The following is a 17,359-nucleotide window of genomic DNA, read 5'->3' as shown; positions in this document are numbered from 1 at the left end:
CGCGCCCCTTTGGCGGCACCTGCGGCGCGGGACGAGGTGGACGACCCAGGGGCGCGGGGAACTGCGCGACAAACCACGGCGGACCCGCGGACGAAGGGTGGGCGTTAGTGGGGGAGGGGGGTGGGTTCGGGGGTGTGGATGCGGCGGCGGCGACGGCGCTTGAGAAGGGCCCACGGCCCCCGGGGCCCCGTGGGCATCGCAGCCGTGACCTCCGTACCCCCCTCGGCCGCCGCCTGCGCCGCCGCCCTGGCCACCGGCAGGAAGCCCTCGCGCCGCGAGACGTCGGGCCGCTCCTCCTCCGGCCAGAGGCCAAGCGCCGCGCACAGCGTGGGAAGGACCGCCATCGCTGCCGTCGCGTACCCCTCCGCGGAGGGGTGGTAGTTGTCGGGACCGAACAGCTCCCGCGGATTCGCCGCGAACTCGGGGCCGAGCAGGTCACCGAGCGACACCGTCCGGCCGCCCTGCTCCACCACGCCGATCGTCTGCGCCGCCGCCAGCTGCCGCGAGACGCGCCGGGCCAGCCACCGCAGCGGCTGGTAGACGTTCTCGACCGTGCCCAGGTCGGGACAGGTGCCGACCACCACCTCCGCCCCCGCCGTACGGAGTCTGCGGACCGCCGCGGAGAGGTGGCGCACCGAGCGGGTCGGCGGCATCCGGTGCGTCACGTCGTTCGCGCCGATCATGATCACGCAGACGTCCGGCACCCACGCGGGGTCCGAGAGGATCAGCGTCACCTGCCGGTCGAGGTCGTCCGACTGGGCGCCGGGCAGCGCCACGTTCCGCAGGTCGACGGGGCGCTCGGCGACCGCGGCGAGACCGGAGGCGAGCAGCGCCCCCGGCGTCTGCCTGGCCCGGTGCACGCCCTGCCCCGCCGCGGTGGAGTCCCCGAGCATCGCGAACCGCAGCGGCGCGAAGCCGGCGCTGCGGGCCGCGCTCTCGGCGTACGCCCCGCCGTAGCGGCCGTCCGCGCGCGGCGGATCCGCGTGCCCGCCGTTGCCCACGTTCCGCTTCGCCAGCTGTACCTCGGCGAGCACCACGCCCACCGTGGCGGCCCCGAGCAGCCCGATGCCTCCTCCGCCGTACGCCGCGCCCGCGGCGATCCGCCGTGCCACCCTCGCCCTCGACATGCCCTGCAGCCACCTCCTCGTGCCGTACCGCCGCATACGGCCGTACATCCACTCATTGCCCCGTAAGCACGGTCGGCCAATCGCAACCGGAGGTGAACGGATGAGCCGGACCCTTAGGCTGACCGCACCAATTCGTCGCACTACATCGCAGCCCGGAGACAACGGTGCAATTCCACGACTCGATGATCAGTCTCGTCGGCAACACCCCGCTGGTGAGGCTCAACAACGTGACCGCGGGGATCCAGGCGACCGTCCTGGCCAAGGTCGAGTACTTCAACCCCGGCGGATCCGTGAAGGACCGCATCGCGCTGCGCATGATCGAGGCGGCCGAGCAGAGCGGGGAGCTGAAGCCCGGCGGGACGATCGTCGAGCCGACGTCCGGGAACACCGGGGTCGGGCTCGCCATCGTGGCCCAGCAGAAGGGTTACAAGTGCATCTTCGTCTGCCCGGACAAGGTGTCCCTCGACAAGATCAACGTGCTGCGCGCGTACGGCGCCGACGTGGTCGTCTGCCCGACCGCCGTCGACCCCGAGCACCCGGACTCGTACTACAACGTCTCCGACCGGCTCGTGCGCGAGACGCCCGGCGCCTGGAAGCCCGACCAGTACAGCAACCCCAACAATCCGCTCTCGCACTACCACTCCACGGGCCCCGAGCTCTGGGAGCAGACGGAGGGGAAGATCACCCATTTCGTCGCGGGCATCGGGACCGGCGGCACGATCTCCGGGACGGGCAACTACCTGAAGGAGGTCTCCGGCGGCGCGGTGACCGTCGTCGGCGCCGACCCCGAGGGGTCCGTGTACTCGGGCGGCTCCGGGCGGCCCTACCTCGTCGAGGGCGTCGGTGAGGACTTCTGGCCGACCGCGTACGACCGGAACGTGACCGACGAGATCGTCGCGGTCTCCGACAAGGACTCCTTCCAGATGACCCGGCGCCTGGCCAAGGAGGAGGGGCTGCTCGTCGGCGGCTCCTGCGGCATGGCCGTCGTGGCGGCGCTGCGGGTGGCGGAGCGGCTCGGCCCCGACGACGTCGTGGTCGTCCTGCTGCCCGACTCGGGCCGCGGCTACATGAGCAAGATCTTCAGCGACGAGTGGATGAACGACTACGGCTTCCTGGAGCAGGCCGGCGACCACCCGCGCGTCGGTGACGTGCTGCGCCGCAAGGAGGGCGGCGAGCTGCCCTCGCTGGTGCACATGCACCCCGAGGAGACGGTCGGCGAGGCCATCGACGTGCTCCGCGAGTACGGGGTCTCGCAGATGCCGATCGTGAAGCCGGGCGCGGGCCACCCCGACGTGATGGCCGCGGAGGTCATCGGCTCGGTCGTCGAACGCGAGCTGCTCGACGCCCTGTTCACGCAGCGCGCCTCGCTCTCCGACCCGCTGGAGAAGCACATGTCGGCGCCGCTGCCGCAGGTCGGCTCCGGTGAGCCGGTGGCCGACCTGATGTCGGTGCTCGGCGGGGCGGACGCGGCGATCGTGCTGGTCGAGGGCAAGCCGACGGGTGTGGTGAGCCGGCAGGACCTCCTCGCGTTCCTCGCGGCGCAGCAGGGGCAGTAAGCGGGCCGTCTCTGACCTGGTACGCGGGTGTCATGTGCGCGCAGCACCCGCTTAACACGGGTCCGGCACAGTGGTGTTCGTCGGCGTCAGGAGATCCGGAGCGGCTCCCGGATCTCCTCGGACGCCGAGGCGTGGCCCGGCCCTGACCCGGCTGCGCCTCCCCCGCGGAGACCGCCGTCGTCCCGCCCCCCGGGAGCCCCGGGGGTGCGGCGGTCTCCGCGGTGACGCCGCGTCCTTCCCCCCTCTCTCGCCGCTTTCGGCTTCCGGGCACGTCGTGGCCGGTCGCGCAGTTCCCCGCGCCCCTCAGGCGGCACCTTCGGCGCGGGACGAGGTGGACCACTCAGGGGCGCGGGGAACTGCGCGAGCAACCACGGCGGGCCCGCAGGCGGTCTGCGCGACGAGCCCCCACCGGACCCGGAGGCCCGGGGCTACGGGGCGGCGGCCCGGGCGGGGTCGGCTGTCCAGCTGCCGAGCAGGGACAGCCGTTCCGCGCTTTCCGAGCCCGGCTCCGGGGTGTAGACGACGAGGAGCTGCTCGGAATCGCCGGGCAGCGTCAGCGTCTCGTAGGGCAGGACCAGTTCACCCACGACCGGATGGTTCATCCGCTTCACGCCGTGGGTCTTCTCCTTGACCTGGTGGTCCGCCCACAGCCGGCGGAAGTCCTCGCTCTTGACGGACAACTCGCCGACCAGCGCGCACAGTTCGCTGTCCGAGGGGCAGCGCGCCGCGTCCAGGCGCAGATACGCGACGGTCTCCGATGCCACCGCCTCCCACTCGGGGTAGCAGTCGCGGGCCGGCCCCTCCAGGAAGACCTGGCGGGGGATGTTGCGCTCGGCGGGCGTCAGGCGCGAGAAGCCGTTGAGGGCGTCGGCCAGGGCGTTCCAGGCGAGGACGTCCATGCGGCGGCCGAAGATGAACGCCGGGGCCCGGTCGATCGTGTCGAGCAGCAACTGCAGCCCGGGGCGGACCTTCTGCGAGGCGGTCCGCGCCCGGCGGGGCCGCGGCACCGGCCGGGCCACCGTGCGCAGATAGGCGTGCTCGGTCTCGTCCAGGCGCAGCACGCGGGCGATGGAGTCCAGTACGGCGTCGGAGACCGAGGGGCCGCGGCCCTGTTCGAGGCGGATGTAGTAGTCCACGCTGACGCCCGCCAGTTGCGCCACCTCCTCGCGGCGCAGGCCGGGCACGCGCCGCCGCCCGTACGCGGTGAGGCCCACGTCCGCGGGCTGTATGCGGGCGCGCCGTGAGCGCAGGAAGTCTCCGAGGTCGCCGTCCATGCCGTCGATCCTAGGCGGCCTTCCGCGCGTGAGCCTGGTACTGCCAGACCCAGGAAAAGGAGAGCCCTGGGTGGCGCGGCGCGGGGTGCGCAGAGTGGTGTCCGCCGCCGGGGAGCACCCCGGGGCGGCACAGACCCCACTGATCGCACCAGGAGTTCAGCCATGTCGTACGAGAACCTGCAGGACCGCACCGCCCTCGTCACCGGCGCCGCCAGCGGCATCGGGGAGGCCACCGCCCGGCTGCTCGCCGCCCGGGGCGCGCGGGTCGTCCTGCTCGCCCGGCGCGCGGAGCGGCTCGACGAGCTGGCCGCGAAGATCGTGGCGGACGGCGGCCGGGCGCTCGCCGTCACCGCCGACGTCACCGACCAGGCGTCGGTGGACGCCGCCGTGGAGCGGGTGCACGCGGCGTACGGGCGGGTCGACCTGGTGGTGAACTCGGCGGGCGTGATGCTGCCGAACCCGGTCACCGCGTACCGCACCGACGAGTGGCAGCGGATGCTGGACACCAATGTGGCGGGCGCGCTGCGGATCATCGGCGCCTTCACGCCGGACCTGATCGCGGCGGCCGCCGACGGCGGGACGGCGGATCTGGTCAACATCTCGTCGGTCGGCGCGCACATCGCGTTCCCCAACTACGCGGTGTACGGCGCGACGAAGGCCGCGCTGACGTACCTGTCGGAGTCGCTGCGCACCGAGTTCGGCCCCCGGGACGTGCGCGTCACCAACGTCGAGCCCGGCCTCACCGAGACGGAGCTGCGCGGCCACATCGACAACGAGGAGCTGAGCGGGCAGCTCGACGGCATGTTCGGCGCGATCGGGTCGCTGGCGGTGGACGACGTCGCCGACCTCATCGCGTACGCGACGAGCCGGCCGCGCCACGTCAACCTGCGTCAGCTGATCGTGCTGCCCACGCGCCAGGCGTGAGCCGGTACGGCGTCCGGCGTCAGTCGTCCCACTCCGACCTGGACTCGCGCTCCGCGCGGCGCCGCCCGAGGGGCACGCCGCGCAGGGAGTGCACCGCGTTCACGCCGAAGATGCCGGCCCAGGAGACGAAGAGTCCCGTCAGGCCGGCGTTGCCCACGGCGATCGCGGAGAGCGGGATGGCGAGGACCAGCGAGACCACGCCGAACCCGAAGCGCTCGCCCCACGAGTCGACCGGGCTGCCGGGGGAGCGGGCGCCGCGGGCGACGACCATCTGCTGCTCGGCGAGGTGGCGGCGCATGCGGCGGTCGATCGTGCCGTCCAGGCGCTGCTCGATCTTCCCCAGGAACGAGTCGACCAAGGCGGAGTCGTACTCTTCGCCGAGCTCTCTGCGGGCGTGCAGAGTGGCGTCGAGTTCCTTCTTGAGTTCGGCGTCACGGGCTTCCATAGCCGTCCACGTTACGGCGCGGGGGCCTCGGTCGCGGTGGGGCTAACCCCCCTTTCCGGCCTGGGCCGGGCCCCCGGCGCCCGCGGATCGCGCCGGGCCAGCGCCCAGTACAGCCCCGCGGGCACCACGAGCCCCACGATCCAGGAGATGTCGGCGCCGCCCAGCGGATCGACCAGCGGGCCGGTGTAGAAGTGCGTGACGAGGAACGGCAGCTGGGCGAGGAGCCCGGCGCCGTAGACGACGAGCGCGTCCCAGCGCCAGGCGCCGTAGCGGCCGTGCGGGTCGAAGAGGGCGGGGATGTCGTACCGCTCGCGGGAGATCAGGTAGTAGTCGACCAGGTTGATGGCCGACCAGGGCGTGAAGAAGGTCAGCAGGAACAGCAGGAAGTCCTTGAAGGACGCCAGGAAGCTGTCCTTGCCGAGCAGCGCGACCGCCGTGCCCGCCACCATGATCACGGCGATGTACGCGGCCCGCCCGCGCGCCCCGAGCACCTTCTGGCCGCGGAAGCCGCTGATGCCGGTGACCATCGACATGAAGCCGCCGTAGGTGTTGAGCACGTTGATGGTGAGCTTGCCGAGCGCGATGACGAAGTAGAGGAAGGAGGCGACCAGGCCGGTCCCGCCGAGGCCGACGACGTAGCCGACCTGGTCGGCGAGGAAGGCGTCGCCCGCGCTCGCCGCGACGAGCACCCCGAAGGTCATCGACCACTGCGAGCCGATCGCCGAGCCCGACAGGGTCCACCAGAAGGTGGCCTTCGCCGATGTGGTGCGCGGCAGGTAGCGCGAGTAGTCCGCGACGTACGGGCCGAAGGCCAGCTGCCAGGAGGCCGACAGGGAGACGGCGAGCAGGAACATCGGCAGGTCGAAGCGGGCGTCCCCGAAGAGCGCACCGACGTCCACGCGGTCGACGAGCCGGATGCCGAGGTAGACGAAGGCGAGCGCGCAGACCACGCTGGCCACCCGGCCGAGCGCGTGGATGACGCGGTAGCCGACCGTCGCCATGACCGCCGTGACGGCGGCGAAGAGGACGATGCCGGTGGTGTCGTCGGTGTGCGTGAGCTCCGCGGTGGCCTGCCCGGCGAGGACGCTGCCGCTCGCGAAGAACCCGACGTACATGAGGATGACGAGGAGCAGCGGGACGACCGCGCCCTTCACGCCGAACTGGGCCCGCGACTGGATCATCTGCGGCAGGCCGAGCCCGGGGCCCTGCGCCGAGTGCAGGGCCATCACCGCGCCGCCCAGGAGATTGCCGAGGACGAGACCGACGAGGGACCACACCACGTCGCCGCCGAAGACGACGGCGAGGGCGCCCGTGACGACCGCGGTGATCTGCAGATTGGCGCCGAGCCAGAGCGTGAACTGGCTGAACGCCGTACCGTGCCGTTCGTCGTCCGGGACGACGTCGATGGAGCGCCGCTCCACCAGGTCTTCAGCTGCCATGACGCGCTTCCCCCAACGGATCGGTGTGGTGGCCTCTTGGAGCCCCTTGCCCGGCTGTATATGGTCATGCAGAGTTCTTGGTGTCTGAATAAGTTGTCAATAGGCGGTGGCGGTTCCGGCGTAAATGGACGCCGGAACGGCCGCGGGTACGGACATTCTGAGGGGGACGGCATGAGCGACAGCCCTGCCGCGCGACTGCAAGTGCTCTTCGAGGGCCACCGGCTCACGCCCACCCAGCGGCGCATCGCGCACTGCATGGTGCGCAGGGCGGCCGACGCGCCGTTCCTCTCCAGCGTGGAGCTTGCCGAACTCGCCGGCGTCAGCCAGCCCTCGGTCACCCGGTTCGCCGTCGCCCTCGGCTTCGACGGCTACCCGGCGCTGCGCAGACACCTGCGGGACGTCTCCCCCGCCGAGAGCTCGGGGACGACGGCCGCCAACGAGTACCAGCAGGCCGTCGAAGCCGAGATCGAGAACCTCCGCCACCTCGCGGAGGTCCTCGCGGACCCCGCCCCCGTCGAGCGCGCGGGCCGCCTCCTCGCCGCCTCGCGCCCGCTGCCCGTCCTCGGCCTGCGGGCCGCCGCGTCCCAGGCGTACGGCTTCTCCTACTTCGCCGCCAAGGTCCACCCCGACGTGCGCCTCCTCGACGAGGGCGGCACGATGCTCGTCGACCGCATCGACGCGGCGGTCCGGGCCGGCGCGACGTCGCTGCTCTGCTTCGCCCTGCCCCGCCACCCGCGCGAGGTGGTGGACGCGCTCGCCCACGCGCAGGCGGCGGGCCTGACGGTGGTCACCGTCGCCGACTCCGCCTTCGCCCCGGTCGCCGCCCACTCCGACCTCCTCCTGCCCGCCGCGGTCGGCACCGGCCTCGCCTTCGACACGGCGTGCGCGCCGATGCTGCTCGGCCGGGTCCTCCTCGAGGCCATGTGCGACGGCCTGCCGGACGCGCAGGCGCGGCTGGAGGAGTTCGACGCGGGGGCGGCGGCGCGGGGGCTGTTCGTGGAGTAGGACCCGTACGAGTGATCCTCCGGGGAACTCTGCCTCGGTCCACTCGCGCGCCGTACGCTCGAAGCATGAATGCGGCAGACGATCACGACCGCCTCAGGCACTTGATCGACCGACTCCCCCCGGCGGCGGCCGAGCGCCTCCTGGTGCTCGTCAAGTCGGACCCGGAGCTGGCCCACTTCGCCGAGGAGGACACGCTGCCCCCAGTGGGCGAGCGGCCCGGCTTCGCGGCCTTCGCGGGCATGGGACGGTCCGGACACGCGGACACGGCGCGGCGGCACCGCGAACTCCTCGCGGAGTGGAGTGACGAGAACCGTTGAAGAGCCACCTCCTGGACACCGGGGTCCTTTACGCGGCCGCCGATGAGGACGACGACCACGCCCGCTGCGTGGCTCATGTCAGCTCGCTGCGCGGCCGGCTGCTGGCACCAGCGCCGGTGGTCGTCGAGACGGCCCAGCTCATCGAGAGGCGCCTCGGCCCCGAGTATGAAGCCGTCTTCCTCGATCTGTTCGCCGTAGGGACGCTGGAGAGCGTCGATCTCGAGGCGCAGGACTTCGTGCGGATCGCCGCCCTCATCCGCAAATACGCCGACTTCCCCCTCGGCACCGTCGACGCCTCCGTCGTCGCCGTGGCCGAGCGGCTGCGCCTCACCGAGGTCGCCACCCTCGACCACCGCCACTTCTCCGCGGTCCGCCCCGAGCACGTGGACGCCTTCACGCTCCTGCCCGCAGGGCGCTGACCGCCGGGGCCCGGCAGGGGGTGCGCTACGCCTCGGGCACCGAGAAGCGGAAGAGCTTTCCCGACCAGGCTGCGTACAGGTCGTCGCCGACGATCTGCGCCGACCAGCGTCCGGAGCCGCCCGTGGCGCGGTAATGCCAGACCTTTTCGCCGGTCTCGGCGTGGAAGGCGTACAGGCCCTTCGTGCCCGCGGCGAAGAAGAGTCCCCGCGCGGCGCCGATGAGGGCGAGGTCGCCGAGGCCCGACCCCGCCGTCCAGCGTTCCGCGCCGGTCCTGGCGTCGAGCCCGTGCAGCACCTTCTTGTCCAGGTGGCAGACGGTCGCTCCGGCGCGCGCGAAGCCGCGGTTGCCGCGGGCGCCGGTCCGCACCGACCACAGGGTCTTTCCCGACGCCGGGTCGAACGCGGCGAGCAGGCCGCGCGTCGAACCGCTGAAACCGGTGCTCGGATAGCAGAACAGCGTGCCGTCGAGCAGGCTCAGGGACCCCTCGTAGCCGAGGATCTCACTGTTCGTCGGGGGCAGCCGGGTCGGCTCGCTCCACCGTGTCCGGCCGCTTTCGGGGTCGAGGGCGAGCAGTCTCATGCGGGCGTCGATGCCGTAGAGCACCTTGCTCTTCTCCGGCGGGTGGAGGGTGACGAGGTCCTTCGCCCACACGCGTTCGCCCGTCTTCCGGTCGAGTGCGCGGTAGCCCTTGAGCATCGCGGCCGGATTGGTCTTCGACGCGTCGCCCCAGGCGAGGAGCGTGCCCGCCCGGGTGGCGCCGATGACCACGCTGACCTCCTCCTTGTCCCGGGAGGTCCACCGCGCCTCACCGCTGGACGCCTCCAGGGCCCGGAAGTGCCCGCCGCTCGTGACCAGGACCAACTCGCCGTCCGAGAAGTTGAGTTGGGGCGCGTCGTCCCCGGTCGGCACGTCCCACTTCTTCTTGCCTGAGCGGCCGTCGAACGCGTACACCTTGCCGTCGGTACGCACCGTGTAGACGCGCTTGTCGTCGGCGAGCGCGTCGGTGTTCTGGCCGCCGAGATCCTTCCACAGGAGCTTGCCGGAGCTCCGGTCGAAGCAGGCGCCGGAGGCCTTCTCGGTGCACAGCAGCGTGGACCGGGTCACCGACCTCAGGTACATGCCGGGCTGCGGAAGCGGTTTGCTCCAGGCGAGTTCGGGGGTGGCCGGCGTGCCCCCGCCGTCCTCGCCGCGCGAGAGCAGGAACCAGGCGGTGCCGCCAGCCGCCGCGGTCACGGCGAGCGCGCCGCCGCCGGCCAGCAGCCGGCGGCGGCTGAGCAGCGGGCCGCGCAGTGCGCCGGCCAGCGTGCGCTGGTCCTCGGTCACCCGCAGCTCGACCGCGCCCAGCCAGCCCGCGGTGGTCTCCGGACGCAGCCAGGCCTGCAGCTGTTCGACGGTGGGGCGGCGGGCGGGGTCCTTGTCGAGGCAGGCGGTGACGATGCCGAGCAGGCCGTGCGGGACGCCGGTCAGCTGCGGCTCCTCGTAGGCGGCCCGGTAGAGCAGGGCGTGGACCGCGCCGGTGCCGAACGGCGGCACCCCGGTGGCGGCGAAGGCGAGCACGGCCCCGAAGGCGAACACGTCGCTCGCGGGCGTCAGTTCGCCCCCTCTCGACTGCTCGGGCGACATGAAGCCGGGCGACCCCGCGACCTGCCCCTCGGCGGTGAGGACCGTCCCGTCGACGGCGCGGCTGATGCCGAAGTCGATGACCCGGGGGCCGTCGAGGGTGAGCAGGATGTTGGACGGCTTCAGGTCGCGGTGGATGAGCCCGGCGCGGTGGATCGCGGCCAGCGCCTCGGCGAGGCCGCCGCCGAGCACGCGCAGGGTGGCCTCGGGCATGGGTCCGTGGGAGGCCAGGGCGTCGGCGAGGGAGGGGCCGGGGATGTACGCGGTGGCCAGCCACGGCTGCGGCCCCTCGGGGTCGGCGTCGACGACCGGCGCGGTGAAGGCGCCGGAGACCGCGCGGGCGGCGTCGACCTCGGCCCTGAAGCGGCGGCGGAAGCCGGGGTCGGCGGCCAGTTCGGGGCGCACGACCTTGACGGCCACCGCGCGCCCGCTGCGCGACGCGGCGAGGTGGACGCGGCCCATGCCGCCCGCGCCGAGCTCCCGGATCACCCGGTAGGGGCCGATGTACGAGGCCGGGGAGGGGGCGGCGGAGGGGGTGGCCGAGGGAGCCTGCGGGGCCGGCGCGGGCGCGGGCCCGGACGGGTGCGGCCCGGCGGATGGCGGCACGGGCGGGGTGGGCGCGGGCCCGGACGGGTGCGGCCCGGCGGGGGCCGGCGCGGAGGGCGGCACGGGAGGGATGGGCGGCGTCGTCACGGTGTGTCGCTCCGGAAGGCGTGGAGGGTGGTCTCGGATGCGGCGAAGAGCGTGCTGCCGGAGATCTGCAGCAGCCAGCCGGTCTTGCCGCCGGCGCCGCTCCCGGTCTTGCCGCCGGACGGCTGGTGCGCCCAGAGCGGTTTTCCGTCGGAGACGCGCAGGACGATGAAGCCCGGCACGTCGCCGGTGGCCCAGGTGGCGATGGCCAGCACGGAGGAGGAGACGGCGGGCCCGTCGTCCAGCGCGCCGCCGGTGGTCGCCAGCTGCACGGGGCTCGCCGTGTGCCACACCTGCTTGCCGCCGTCCATATCCAGGGCGAAGACGGTGCCCGCGCTGTCGTGGAGGTAGGCACGGCCGCCGTGCACCCCGGCCGTGCCGATGTTGGTCGTCTCGTTGACGGCCGTCCACAGCTTCCTGCCGTCGGTGACGCGGAAGGCCTGCACCTTGGTGCTGGTGACGAGGAGGGTCTTGCCGTCGCAGGACAGGCGCGGGTAGGCACCGGCTCTGACGACGCCACGGACCTTCCACCGTTCGGCGCCCGAGCGCAGGTCGAGGCCGTGGAGCGTGCCGTTGTCCTGGAGGAAGCAGCGGCTGCCGTCCGCGTACGCCTGGAAGTCGCTGCCGTCGACCTTCCGCGACCACAGCACCTCACCCGAGCCGATGTCGACCGCGAGCACCTTGTACCCCTTGTCGCTGCTGGTGCCGACGACCGCGACCGGGCCGGCGACGGCCAGGACGCTCTCGACGAAGCCGGCGAACCCGCCGTCGGCGCCCTGCTCGGTGACCGCGTGCGTGAACTTCTGCTTCCCCGCCGCGTCGACGCCCAGCAGATGGCCGTGATCGCCGTTCCAGGCGGCGGCGAACAGCGTCGGCCCGTGCACACCCAGCCACTTCGGGCCGCCCGAGGCGCCGGAGGGCAACCGCAGCGACCCCGCCCAGCGCTTCTTCCCGGAACCGGTGTCGTAGGCGGTGGCGCGTCGCTGCTCCCAGTGCACCACCACGTCGCCGAGGAGCTGGAGCCGCGCGCTCGACAGCTTCTTCAGCGGGACCGACCACCGCGGCTTGGGACCGGCCGGGACCTTCACCGCGGGCCGGCCCGTGGTGCCCGCGCCGCCACCGCCGCGGGCCGGGGCCTCGCGGGGCTCGGACCGCCACCCGGCCAGCGCAGCGGCCCCGCCGCCCGCCACGACGGTGGTGCCGGCCGCGGCGATCCACAGGAACCTGCGGCGGCTCGGCCCCTGGGCGGCGGTGGCGGCGAACGGGTCGACGGAGGGCGCGAGGGGCGCCAGGGGCACGGGCGGCGCGGAGACCAGGAGGGCGGCGTGCGCCTGCCGTCGCGCGAGGTCCTCCCGCAGGCCCGGCGTGAGCAGCGCGGCGGGATCGGTGTCCCCCAGCGCGGCCAGGACCGAGGCGGCGGACGGCCTGCGGGCGGGGTCCTTGTCCAGGCAGGCGCCGATCAGCGGCCACAACTCCGGTGGGGTGCCGTCCAGTCGGGGCGCGTGGTGGACGGCCCGGTAGAGGATCTCGGCCGTCCCTCCCGTACCGAAGGGGCCGTGCCCGGTGGCCGCGAAGACCAGGACGCAGCCCAGCGAGAAGATGTCGGCGGGCGGCCCCGCCTCACGGCTCGACACGATCTGCTCGGGCGCCATGAACCCGGGCGTCCCCATCACCGCGTCGGTCCGGGTCACCTGCGTGGCGTCCACCGCGCTGCTGATGCCGAAGTCGATGACGCGGGGCCCGTCCTCGGTGATGAGTACGTTGCCGGGCTTGAGGTCGCGGTGGACGATGCCGGCGTCGTGGACGGCGGGCAGCGCCTCCGCGAGACCGGCGGCCAGGGCCCGCAGGCCGGCCTCGGACAGCACACCGAAGTCGCGCACGACGTCGTGCAGGGACGGCGCGGGGACGTAGGCGGTGGCCAGCCAGGGCTGCGGGGCGTCGGCGTCGGCGTCGAGCACCGGTGGGGTGAAGAAGCCGCTCACGCGGCGGGCGGCCGCGGCCTCGCGCCGGAAGCGCCCGCGGAAGTTCGGCGTTTCGGCGTACTCGGGCCGGATCACCTTCAGCGCCACCAGCCGCGACCCCGGCGACCTGGCCAGGAACACCCGGCCCATGCCGCCCTCGCCGAGGAGCTGGAAGACCTCGTAGGGGCCGATACGGGCGGGGCTCTGCTGCTGGGGTCCGGGGGCCGATGGCTGCGGGACCTCGGTCAGCGGCCGGGTCGGGGTGGCGGGCGGCTGCGGCACGGTGGTGTGCGATGCCTGTGCGGCCGCGGGGGGCGTGGCCCGTGGGTCGCCGTCTCCGGGGGGATGGGTGTGCACGTCGTCGCCGAGGGGGTCAGCTGAGGGAGCCGAGCACGTCACGGGCGGCGGTGACGACGGCGTCGTCGGCCTGCTTCCGGGTGGGGTCGGAGTTCTGCGGGTTGTAGGTGAACTCCACGGTGAGCGCGGCGTTGCCGTCCCTGACGACCACCTCTGCCTGGGCCAGCGAGCCCTGTTGGGCGTCGACGGTGTCGACGACGAGGGCCTCCTGGCCGAGCCCGCTCACCGGCCGGGAACCCTCCACCTTGCGTATGCCCTTGAGGTCGCTGAGAGCGGTCCGCTTCTTCATGTCGTACTGGCCCTTCACGCTGGCGCCGACGGTGAGGCTCACCGACAGACTCTGGAAGGCGCCGCCCTGGGTGGACTCCCATCTCGGCATCCTGGTCATCATCGTCGCCAGGTCAGCCTCGCCCTTGTCCATCGCGTTGGGCGTGCACGTGCCGCCGGGCATGATCTTCTCGACGGTCGACGCCTTGAGCAGGTCGCAGCCGTCGGGCACCTTGCTGTACGCCTTGCCCTCCGCCGGCTCCTCGTCCGCGGGCCCCTTCGGCTCGGCGACGCCACCGGGTACGCCGGGATGCTTGCCCGACGCGGTGTCCTTGTCGTCGTCCCCCGTCGCGACGACGACCACACCGACGATGACGGCCACGGCGAGCGCGGCGGCGCCTCCGATCAGCCAGGCGCGCGAACGGCCGCTCCCGGGGCCCGAGTTGCCGGGTCCGCCGGTGCCGCCGGGCGGTACCGGCTGCGACCAGGCCGAGCCCGCGCCCGGCGCCTGCGGCGGGACGGGCGGCGGGGCCTGGCCGGGCATCGGGGGCGGCGCCTGGCCGGGGCCCTGGTACGCATCGCCGAAGCCCTGCCGGGGGTCCACCTGCGGGTTCTCACTCACGGAGCAGCTCGCTTTCCTACGGTTCACACCCTCGGGACCGGCAGGAACCCGTCCCGGGGCAGGCCGGAACGGAGATCGACCAGGCCCGGACACGACGTGCCGAACCCTCTCGGGAGAGACTGCAATGCCGATGAAATTCTGCTGAATCAGAGAACGCGGCCGCCGCGGGGAAAACGGGGAACCGCGGAAAGTGCGGAGACCACGGGGGAGTTCGCAGTGAGAACGAACAGCACGGACGGAACGAACAGCACGGACGGAACGAACAGCACGGACGGAACGGATGGAACGGGCGGAGCGAACAGCACGAGCGCGCAGGATGCGGAGGTCCCTCAAGGCGCCGAGGGGCCGCTGCGCCTCACCCTGCTCGGTCCGGTCGCCGCCCACCGCGGTGAGGTGCCGCTCGACCTCGGGCCGGTGCGGCGGCAGGCGGTCCTCGCCGCCCTGATCCTGCGGGCGGAGACGCTCGTCACCCACCAGCAACTCCTGGACGACGTCTGGGGACTCGAACCACCGGGCACGGGCCGCCGCGTCCTGCCCAGCTACGTCTACCCCCTGCGCAAGGCGCTGGACGCGCCCGGCACAGGGCCCGCCGCGTCCGTGATCCGCGGCGAACGCGGCGGCTACCGCTTCGTGCCCGGCGAAATCAGCACCGACGTCGGCGAGTTGGCCGAGCGGACCCGTGCGGTGCGCGGCGCGCGGACCGCGGGCGACCTCGGTGCCGCCCTCGACGGCTGTACGCGGGCGCTGCGCCTGTTCCGCGGGGAGCCGCTGGCCGGTCTGCCCGGCCCGCTGGCCGACGCCGAACGGCAGCGCCTCGGCCGGCGGCGGCGCACCCTGCACCAGGAGCGGGTGGAGTGCCTGGTGCTCCTCGGCCGGTACGCGGAGGCCCTGGACGAGCTGCTCGCCGCCCCCATGGCGCAACCGCACGACGAACCGCTCGCCGCCCTGCGCATGCGCGCGCTGTACGGCGCCGGCCGCCAGGCCGAAGCGCTCGCCGCCTACCAGGAGACCCGGGACCGGCTCCGCGACGAACTGGGCGTGGAGCCCGGCGAGGAGCTGCGCCGCGTGCACCAGGGCGTGCTGCGCCGCGACGACCACCTGCTGCTCGGCACGGACCCACCGCCGGGCACCGCCGCCACGGGCGCACCACTCCCGGAGCCCGCACCGGCGGCCGCCCCCACCCGGCCGCCGGAGAGCGCCCCCTCCCGCCCCCGCCGCAACGAACTCCCCGGCGACACCGCCTGGCTCGTCGGCCGGGAGCGCGAACTCGCCCTGCTCACCGAGCCGCTGCCCGCCGGCCCCGGCTCAGGTTCCAGCTCCGGCCCGGGCTCCGTATCCGTGGTCGCCGTCGACGGCACGGCAGGTGTCGGCAAGACCGCGCTGCTGGTCCGCGCCGCCTGGACCGTGCAGGACCGGTTCCCGGACGGCTGTCTCTTCGTGGACCTGCACACGCACGGCGCCCCGCACGAGAGCCTGCGCCCGCAGCGCGCCCTGCACCAGCTGCTCCGTTCCGTCGCCGGCGCCGACGGTGAACTCCCCGACGAGCTCGACGAATTGGTCGCCGCGTGGCGGGCGGCCACCAGTTCCCTGCGGCTGCTGCTCGTCGTGGACGACGCCCGTGGTGCCGATCAGGTGCGCCCCCTGCTGCCCGCGGGTCCGGGCAGTCTGGTCCTCGTGGCCGGCCGCCACCGGCTGCCCGGCCTCGACGCCGACCGGCGGCTGACCGTGGAGCCGCTGGAGACCGGCGACGCGGTCGCGCTGCTCACGCGGCTCCTCGGGGAGGCGCGTGCCGGGCAGGAACCGGAGGCCGCGCAGGAACTCGCCCGCCGTTGCGGCGGCCTGCCGCTGGCGCTGCGGATCGCCGGGGCCCGGCTGCAGAACCGGCCGTCCTGGACGGTGGCCCACCTGGTCGGCCGGATGTCGGGCGACGAACGCAGGCTGGGCGAGCTGCGGGCGGAGGACCGCAGCGTGGAAGCCGCCTTCCGGATCTCCTACGACCTGCTCGCCCCCGAACTGCGGCGCGGCTTCCGGGCGTTGGGCCAGTCCCCGACCGCCGAGTTCGACGGTCTCACCCCCGCCGTCATGCTGGGCCGCCCGCTCCAGGACGCCGAGGACATCCTGGAGCGGCTGGTCGACGCGAGCCTGCTGCAGCAGCCGCGGCCCGGCCGTTACCGGCTGCACGATCTCGTGCGCGACCACACGCGCCGGCTCTCCGCCGCCGTGCCCGGCGAGGCCGCGGCGGACCGCGGCGCCGTGCTGCACCTCTACACGGCCGCCGGGCGCATCGCCAGCGACTGGGGCCCCGAGGGGTACCCGACAGGCCCCGACGTCTCCGACGCGCCCTTCGCCGACTGGCGGGAGGCCGACGCGTGGCTGGAGGCCGCCGGGGGCCAGCTGCTCGACGTGGTCGCCTTCGCGGCGGCCACCGGGCAGCGCGACCACGCCTGCTGGATCGCCGAGTCGCTGGTCGACCCGCTGGTGCGCCAGGGCCGTTTCCACGAGTGCCGCTCCGCCCTGGAGATCGCGCTGCCCGGCGCCGACCTCGCGGAGGACCGGCGGATGCCCTCGTCCCTGCGCAACTGCCTGGCCATCGCGGACATCTACCAGGGGCGCTTCCAGCAGGCGCACGCCTGGTGCGCCGACGCGCTGAGCATCGCCCGCCCCCGGGGCGACCTGCGCGAGCAGGCCCGGGCGATCGCCGTGATGGGGGCCGCGGAGCGTGCGATGGGCCGCCTCCCGGAGGCGGCCGCCCACCTCACTGAGGTCATGGGGCTCGCGTCCCGGCTCGACGACGACTGGCTGGCCGGGATGTCGAGCTGCCAGCTCGGCGCGCTGCACGACCAGGAGGGCCGGCACGAGAAGGCGCTCACGTTCTACGCCACCTCGCTCACCTTCGCCGAGAAGATCGGCCGCCCCCGAATGATCAGCAAGACCCTGTGCTTCACCGCGGAGGCCCACCTGGCACTCGGCCGGCACACCGAGGTCAAGGACCTGGCGCGGCGCGCGGCGGAGCTGGCCGAGGAGGTCGGCGACCTGCAACTGCGCGCGACGAGCCTGTCGTTGCTCGGTGCCGCCGAACACGGCCGCGGCGACCTGCCCTCGGCCATCACCCTCCAGCAGGAGGCCCTTGCCACGCTCACCGAGCACACCAGCAGGCCGCTGGAGATGGAGGTCCGGCGCAGGCTCGGGCGCACCTACGAGGCGGCGGGCGACCCGGCCGAGGCCGAGCGGCAGTACCGCATCGCCCGGTCCCTCGCGGGCCCGGCGTAGCGGCGCCGCTTCTCACGCTCTCCTCAGATTCCGGCGTTAGCCTCCTGCGCCGAAGAGGCACGGCG

The 17,359-nt window shown here is 73.7% G+C and carries 13 protein-coding genes; 6 read left to right on the top strand and 7 right to left on the bottom strand.

Annotation, left to right across the window (positions count from 1 at the left end):
* Positions 1-104: 104 nt before the first annotated feature.
* Positions 105-1,127 carry an SGNH/GDSL hydrolase family protein gene (locus ACZ7DY_RS25845; RefSeq protein WP_471138861.1) on the bottom strand — a complete coding sequence of 341 codons (1,023 nt, stop codon included), beginning with the start codon at positions 1,125-1,127 and terminating at the stop codon, positions 105-107.
* Between the two features lie 164 nt (positions 1,128-1,291).
* Between ACZ7DY_RS25845 and ACZ7DY_RS25840 the strand changes: the two genes are divergently transcribed.
* On the top strand, positions 1,292-2,683 hold the full coding sequence (locus ACZ7DY_RS25840) for a cystathionine beta-synthase (protein WP_471138859.1): 1,392 nt from the start codon (positions 1,292-1,294) through the stop codon (positions 2,681-2,683).
* 428 nt (positions 2,684-3,111) lie between these two features.
* Here the strand turns inward: ACZ7DY_RS25840 and ACZ7DY_RS25835 are convergent, their stop codons facing one another.
* Complete coding sequence (locus ACZ7DY_RS25835; protein ID WP_471138856.1) at positions 3,112-3,957, bottom strand: helix-turn-helix transcriptional regulator; 846 nt, start codon at positions 3,955-3,957, stop codon at positions 3,112-3,114.
* Positions 3,958-4,119: 162 nt separating this feature from the next.
* Between ACZ7DY_RS25835 and ACZ7DY_RS25830 the strand changes: the two genes are divergently transcribed.
* On the top strand, positions 4,120-4,881 hold the full coding sequence (locus ACZ7DY_RS25830) for an SDR family oxidoreductase (RefSeq protein WP_471138854.1): 762 nt from the start codon (positions 4,120-4,122) through the stop codon (positions 4,879-4,881).
* A 19-nt stretch (positions 4,882-4,900) separates the two neighbouring features.
* Here the strand turns inward: ACZ7DY_RS25830 and ACZ7DY_RS25825 are convergent, their stop codons facing one another.
* The gene (locus ACZ7DY_RS25825; protein WP_471138851.1) at positions 4,901-5,326 is read right to left on the bottom strand and encodes a hypothetical protein; all 426 of its coding nucleotides are present in this window, start codon (positions 5,324-5,326) and stop codon (positions 4,901-4,903) included.
* 11 nt (positions 5,327-5,337) lie between these two features.
* Positions 5,338-6,765 (bottom strand): purine-cytosine permease family protein, encoded by a 1,428-nt coding sequence (locus tag ACZ7DY_RS25820; RefSeq protein ID WP_471138849.1) that lies wholly within the window; start codon positions 6,763-6,765, stop codon positions 5,338-5,340.
* Between the two features lie 171 nt (positions 6,766-6,936).
* On the opposite strand from ACZ7DY_RS25820, the gene ACZ7DY_RS25815 reads away from it, so the two are divergent.
* The 3 genes from ACZ7DY_RS25815 (at position 6,937) to ACZ7DY_RS25805 (ending at position 8,506) form a co-directional block, all read left to right on the top strand.
* Positions 6,937-7,770 (top strand): MurR/RpiR family transcriptional regulator, encoded by an 834-nt coding sequence (locus ACZ7DY_RS25815; RefSeq protein ID WP_471138847.1) that lies wholly within the window; start codon positions 6,937-6,939, stop codon positions 7,768-7,770.
* A gap of 65 nt (positions 7,771-7,835) precedes the next feature.
* Complete coding sequence (locus ACZ7DY_RS25810; RefSeq protein ID WP_471138844.1) at positions 7,836-8,087, top strand: hypothetical protein; 252 nt, start codon at positions 7,836-7,838, stop codon at positions 8,085-8,087.
* A complete protein-coding gene (locus ACZ7DY_RS25805; protein ID WP_471138839.1) occupies positions 8,084-8,506 on the top strand; it encodes a type II toxin-antitoxin system VapC family toxin in 423 nt (140 codons plus the stop codon). The genes ACZ7DY_RS25810 and ACZ7DY_RS25805 overlap by 4 nt, the downstream gene beginning before the upstream one ends.
* Positions 8,507-8,531: 25 nt before the next feature.
* Here ACZ7DY_RS25805 and ACZ7DY_RS25800 read toward each other — a convergent pair whose 3' ends face one another.
* From ACZ7DY_RS25800 to ACZ7DY_RS25790, 3 genes are all read right to left on the bottom strand, one after another.
* Positions 8,532-10,820 (bottom strand): outer membrane protein assembly factor BamB family protein, encoded by a 2,289-nt coding sequence (locus ACZ7DY_RS25800; RefSeq protein WP_471138837.1) that lies wholly within the window; start codon positions 10,818-10,820, stop codon positions 8,532-8,534.
* The gene (locus ACZ7DY_RS25795; protein WP_471138835.1) at positions 10,817-13,060 is read right to left on the bottom strand and encodes a protein kinase domain-containing protein; all 2,244 of its coding nucleotides are present in this window, start codon (positions 13,058-13,060) and stop codon (positions 10,817-10,819) included. Before ACZ7DY_RS25795 ends, ACZ7DY_RS25800 begins: the two co-directional genes overlap by 4 nt.
* Positions 13,061-13,151: 91 nt before the next feature.
* Positions 13,152-14,024 (bottom strand): hypothetical protein, encoded by an 873-nt coding sequence (locus tag ACZ7DY_RS25790; RefSeq protein ID WP_471138832.1) that lies wholly within the window; start codon positions 14,022-14,024, stop codon positions 13,152-13,154.
* A gap of 216 nt (positions 14,025-14,240) precedes the next feature.
* Between ACZ7DY_RS25790 and ACZ7DY_RS25785 the strand changes: the two genes are divergently transcribed.
* A complete protein-coding gene (locus ACZ7DY_RS25785) occupies positions 14,241-17,294 on the top strand; it encodes an AfsR/SARP family transcriptional regulator (protein ID WP_471138829.1) in 3,054 nt (1,017 codons plus the stop codon).
* Positions 17,295-17,359 lie beyond the last annotated feature (65 nt).

The organism is Streptomyces sp. NPDC037013, from assembly GCF_055607265.1.
Note: the sequence above shows the minus strand (reverse complement) of the source record. Positions and strands in the feature narration are given on the sequence as shown.

Coding starts and splice junctions, on each gene's coding strand:
- ACZ7DY_RS25845 (WP_471138861.1), bottom strand. CDS start 1,127: ATGTCGAGGGCGAGGGTGGCACGGCGGATCGCCGCGGGCGCGGCGTAC.
- ACZ7DY_RS25835 (WP_471138856.1), bottom strand. CDS start 3,957: ATGGACGGCGACCTCGGAGACTTCCTGCGCTCACGGCGCGCCCGCATA.
- ACZ7DY_RS25830 (WP_471138854.1), top strand. CDS start 4,120: ATGTCGTACGAGAACCTGCAGGACCGCACCGCCCTCGTCACCGGCGCC.
- ACZ7DY_RS25825 (WP_471138851.1), bottom strand. CDS start 5,326: ATGGAAGCCCGTGACGCCGAACTCAAGAAGGAACTCGACGCCACTCTG.
- ACZ7DY_RS25820 (WP_471138849.1), bottom strand. CDS start 6,765: ATGGCAGCTGAAGACCTGGTGGAGCGGCGCTCCATCGACGTCGTCCCG.
- ACZ7DY_RS25815 (WP_471138847.1), top strand. CDS start 6,937: ATGAGCGACAGCCCTGCCGCGCGACTGCAAGTGCTCTTCGAGGGCCAC.
- ACZ7DY_RS25810 (WP_471138844.1), top strand. CDS start 7,836: ATGAATGCGGCAGACGATCACGACCGCCTCAGGCACTTGATCGACCGA.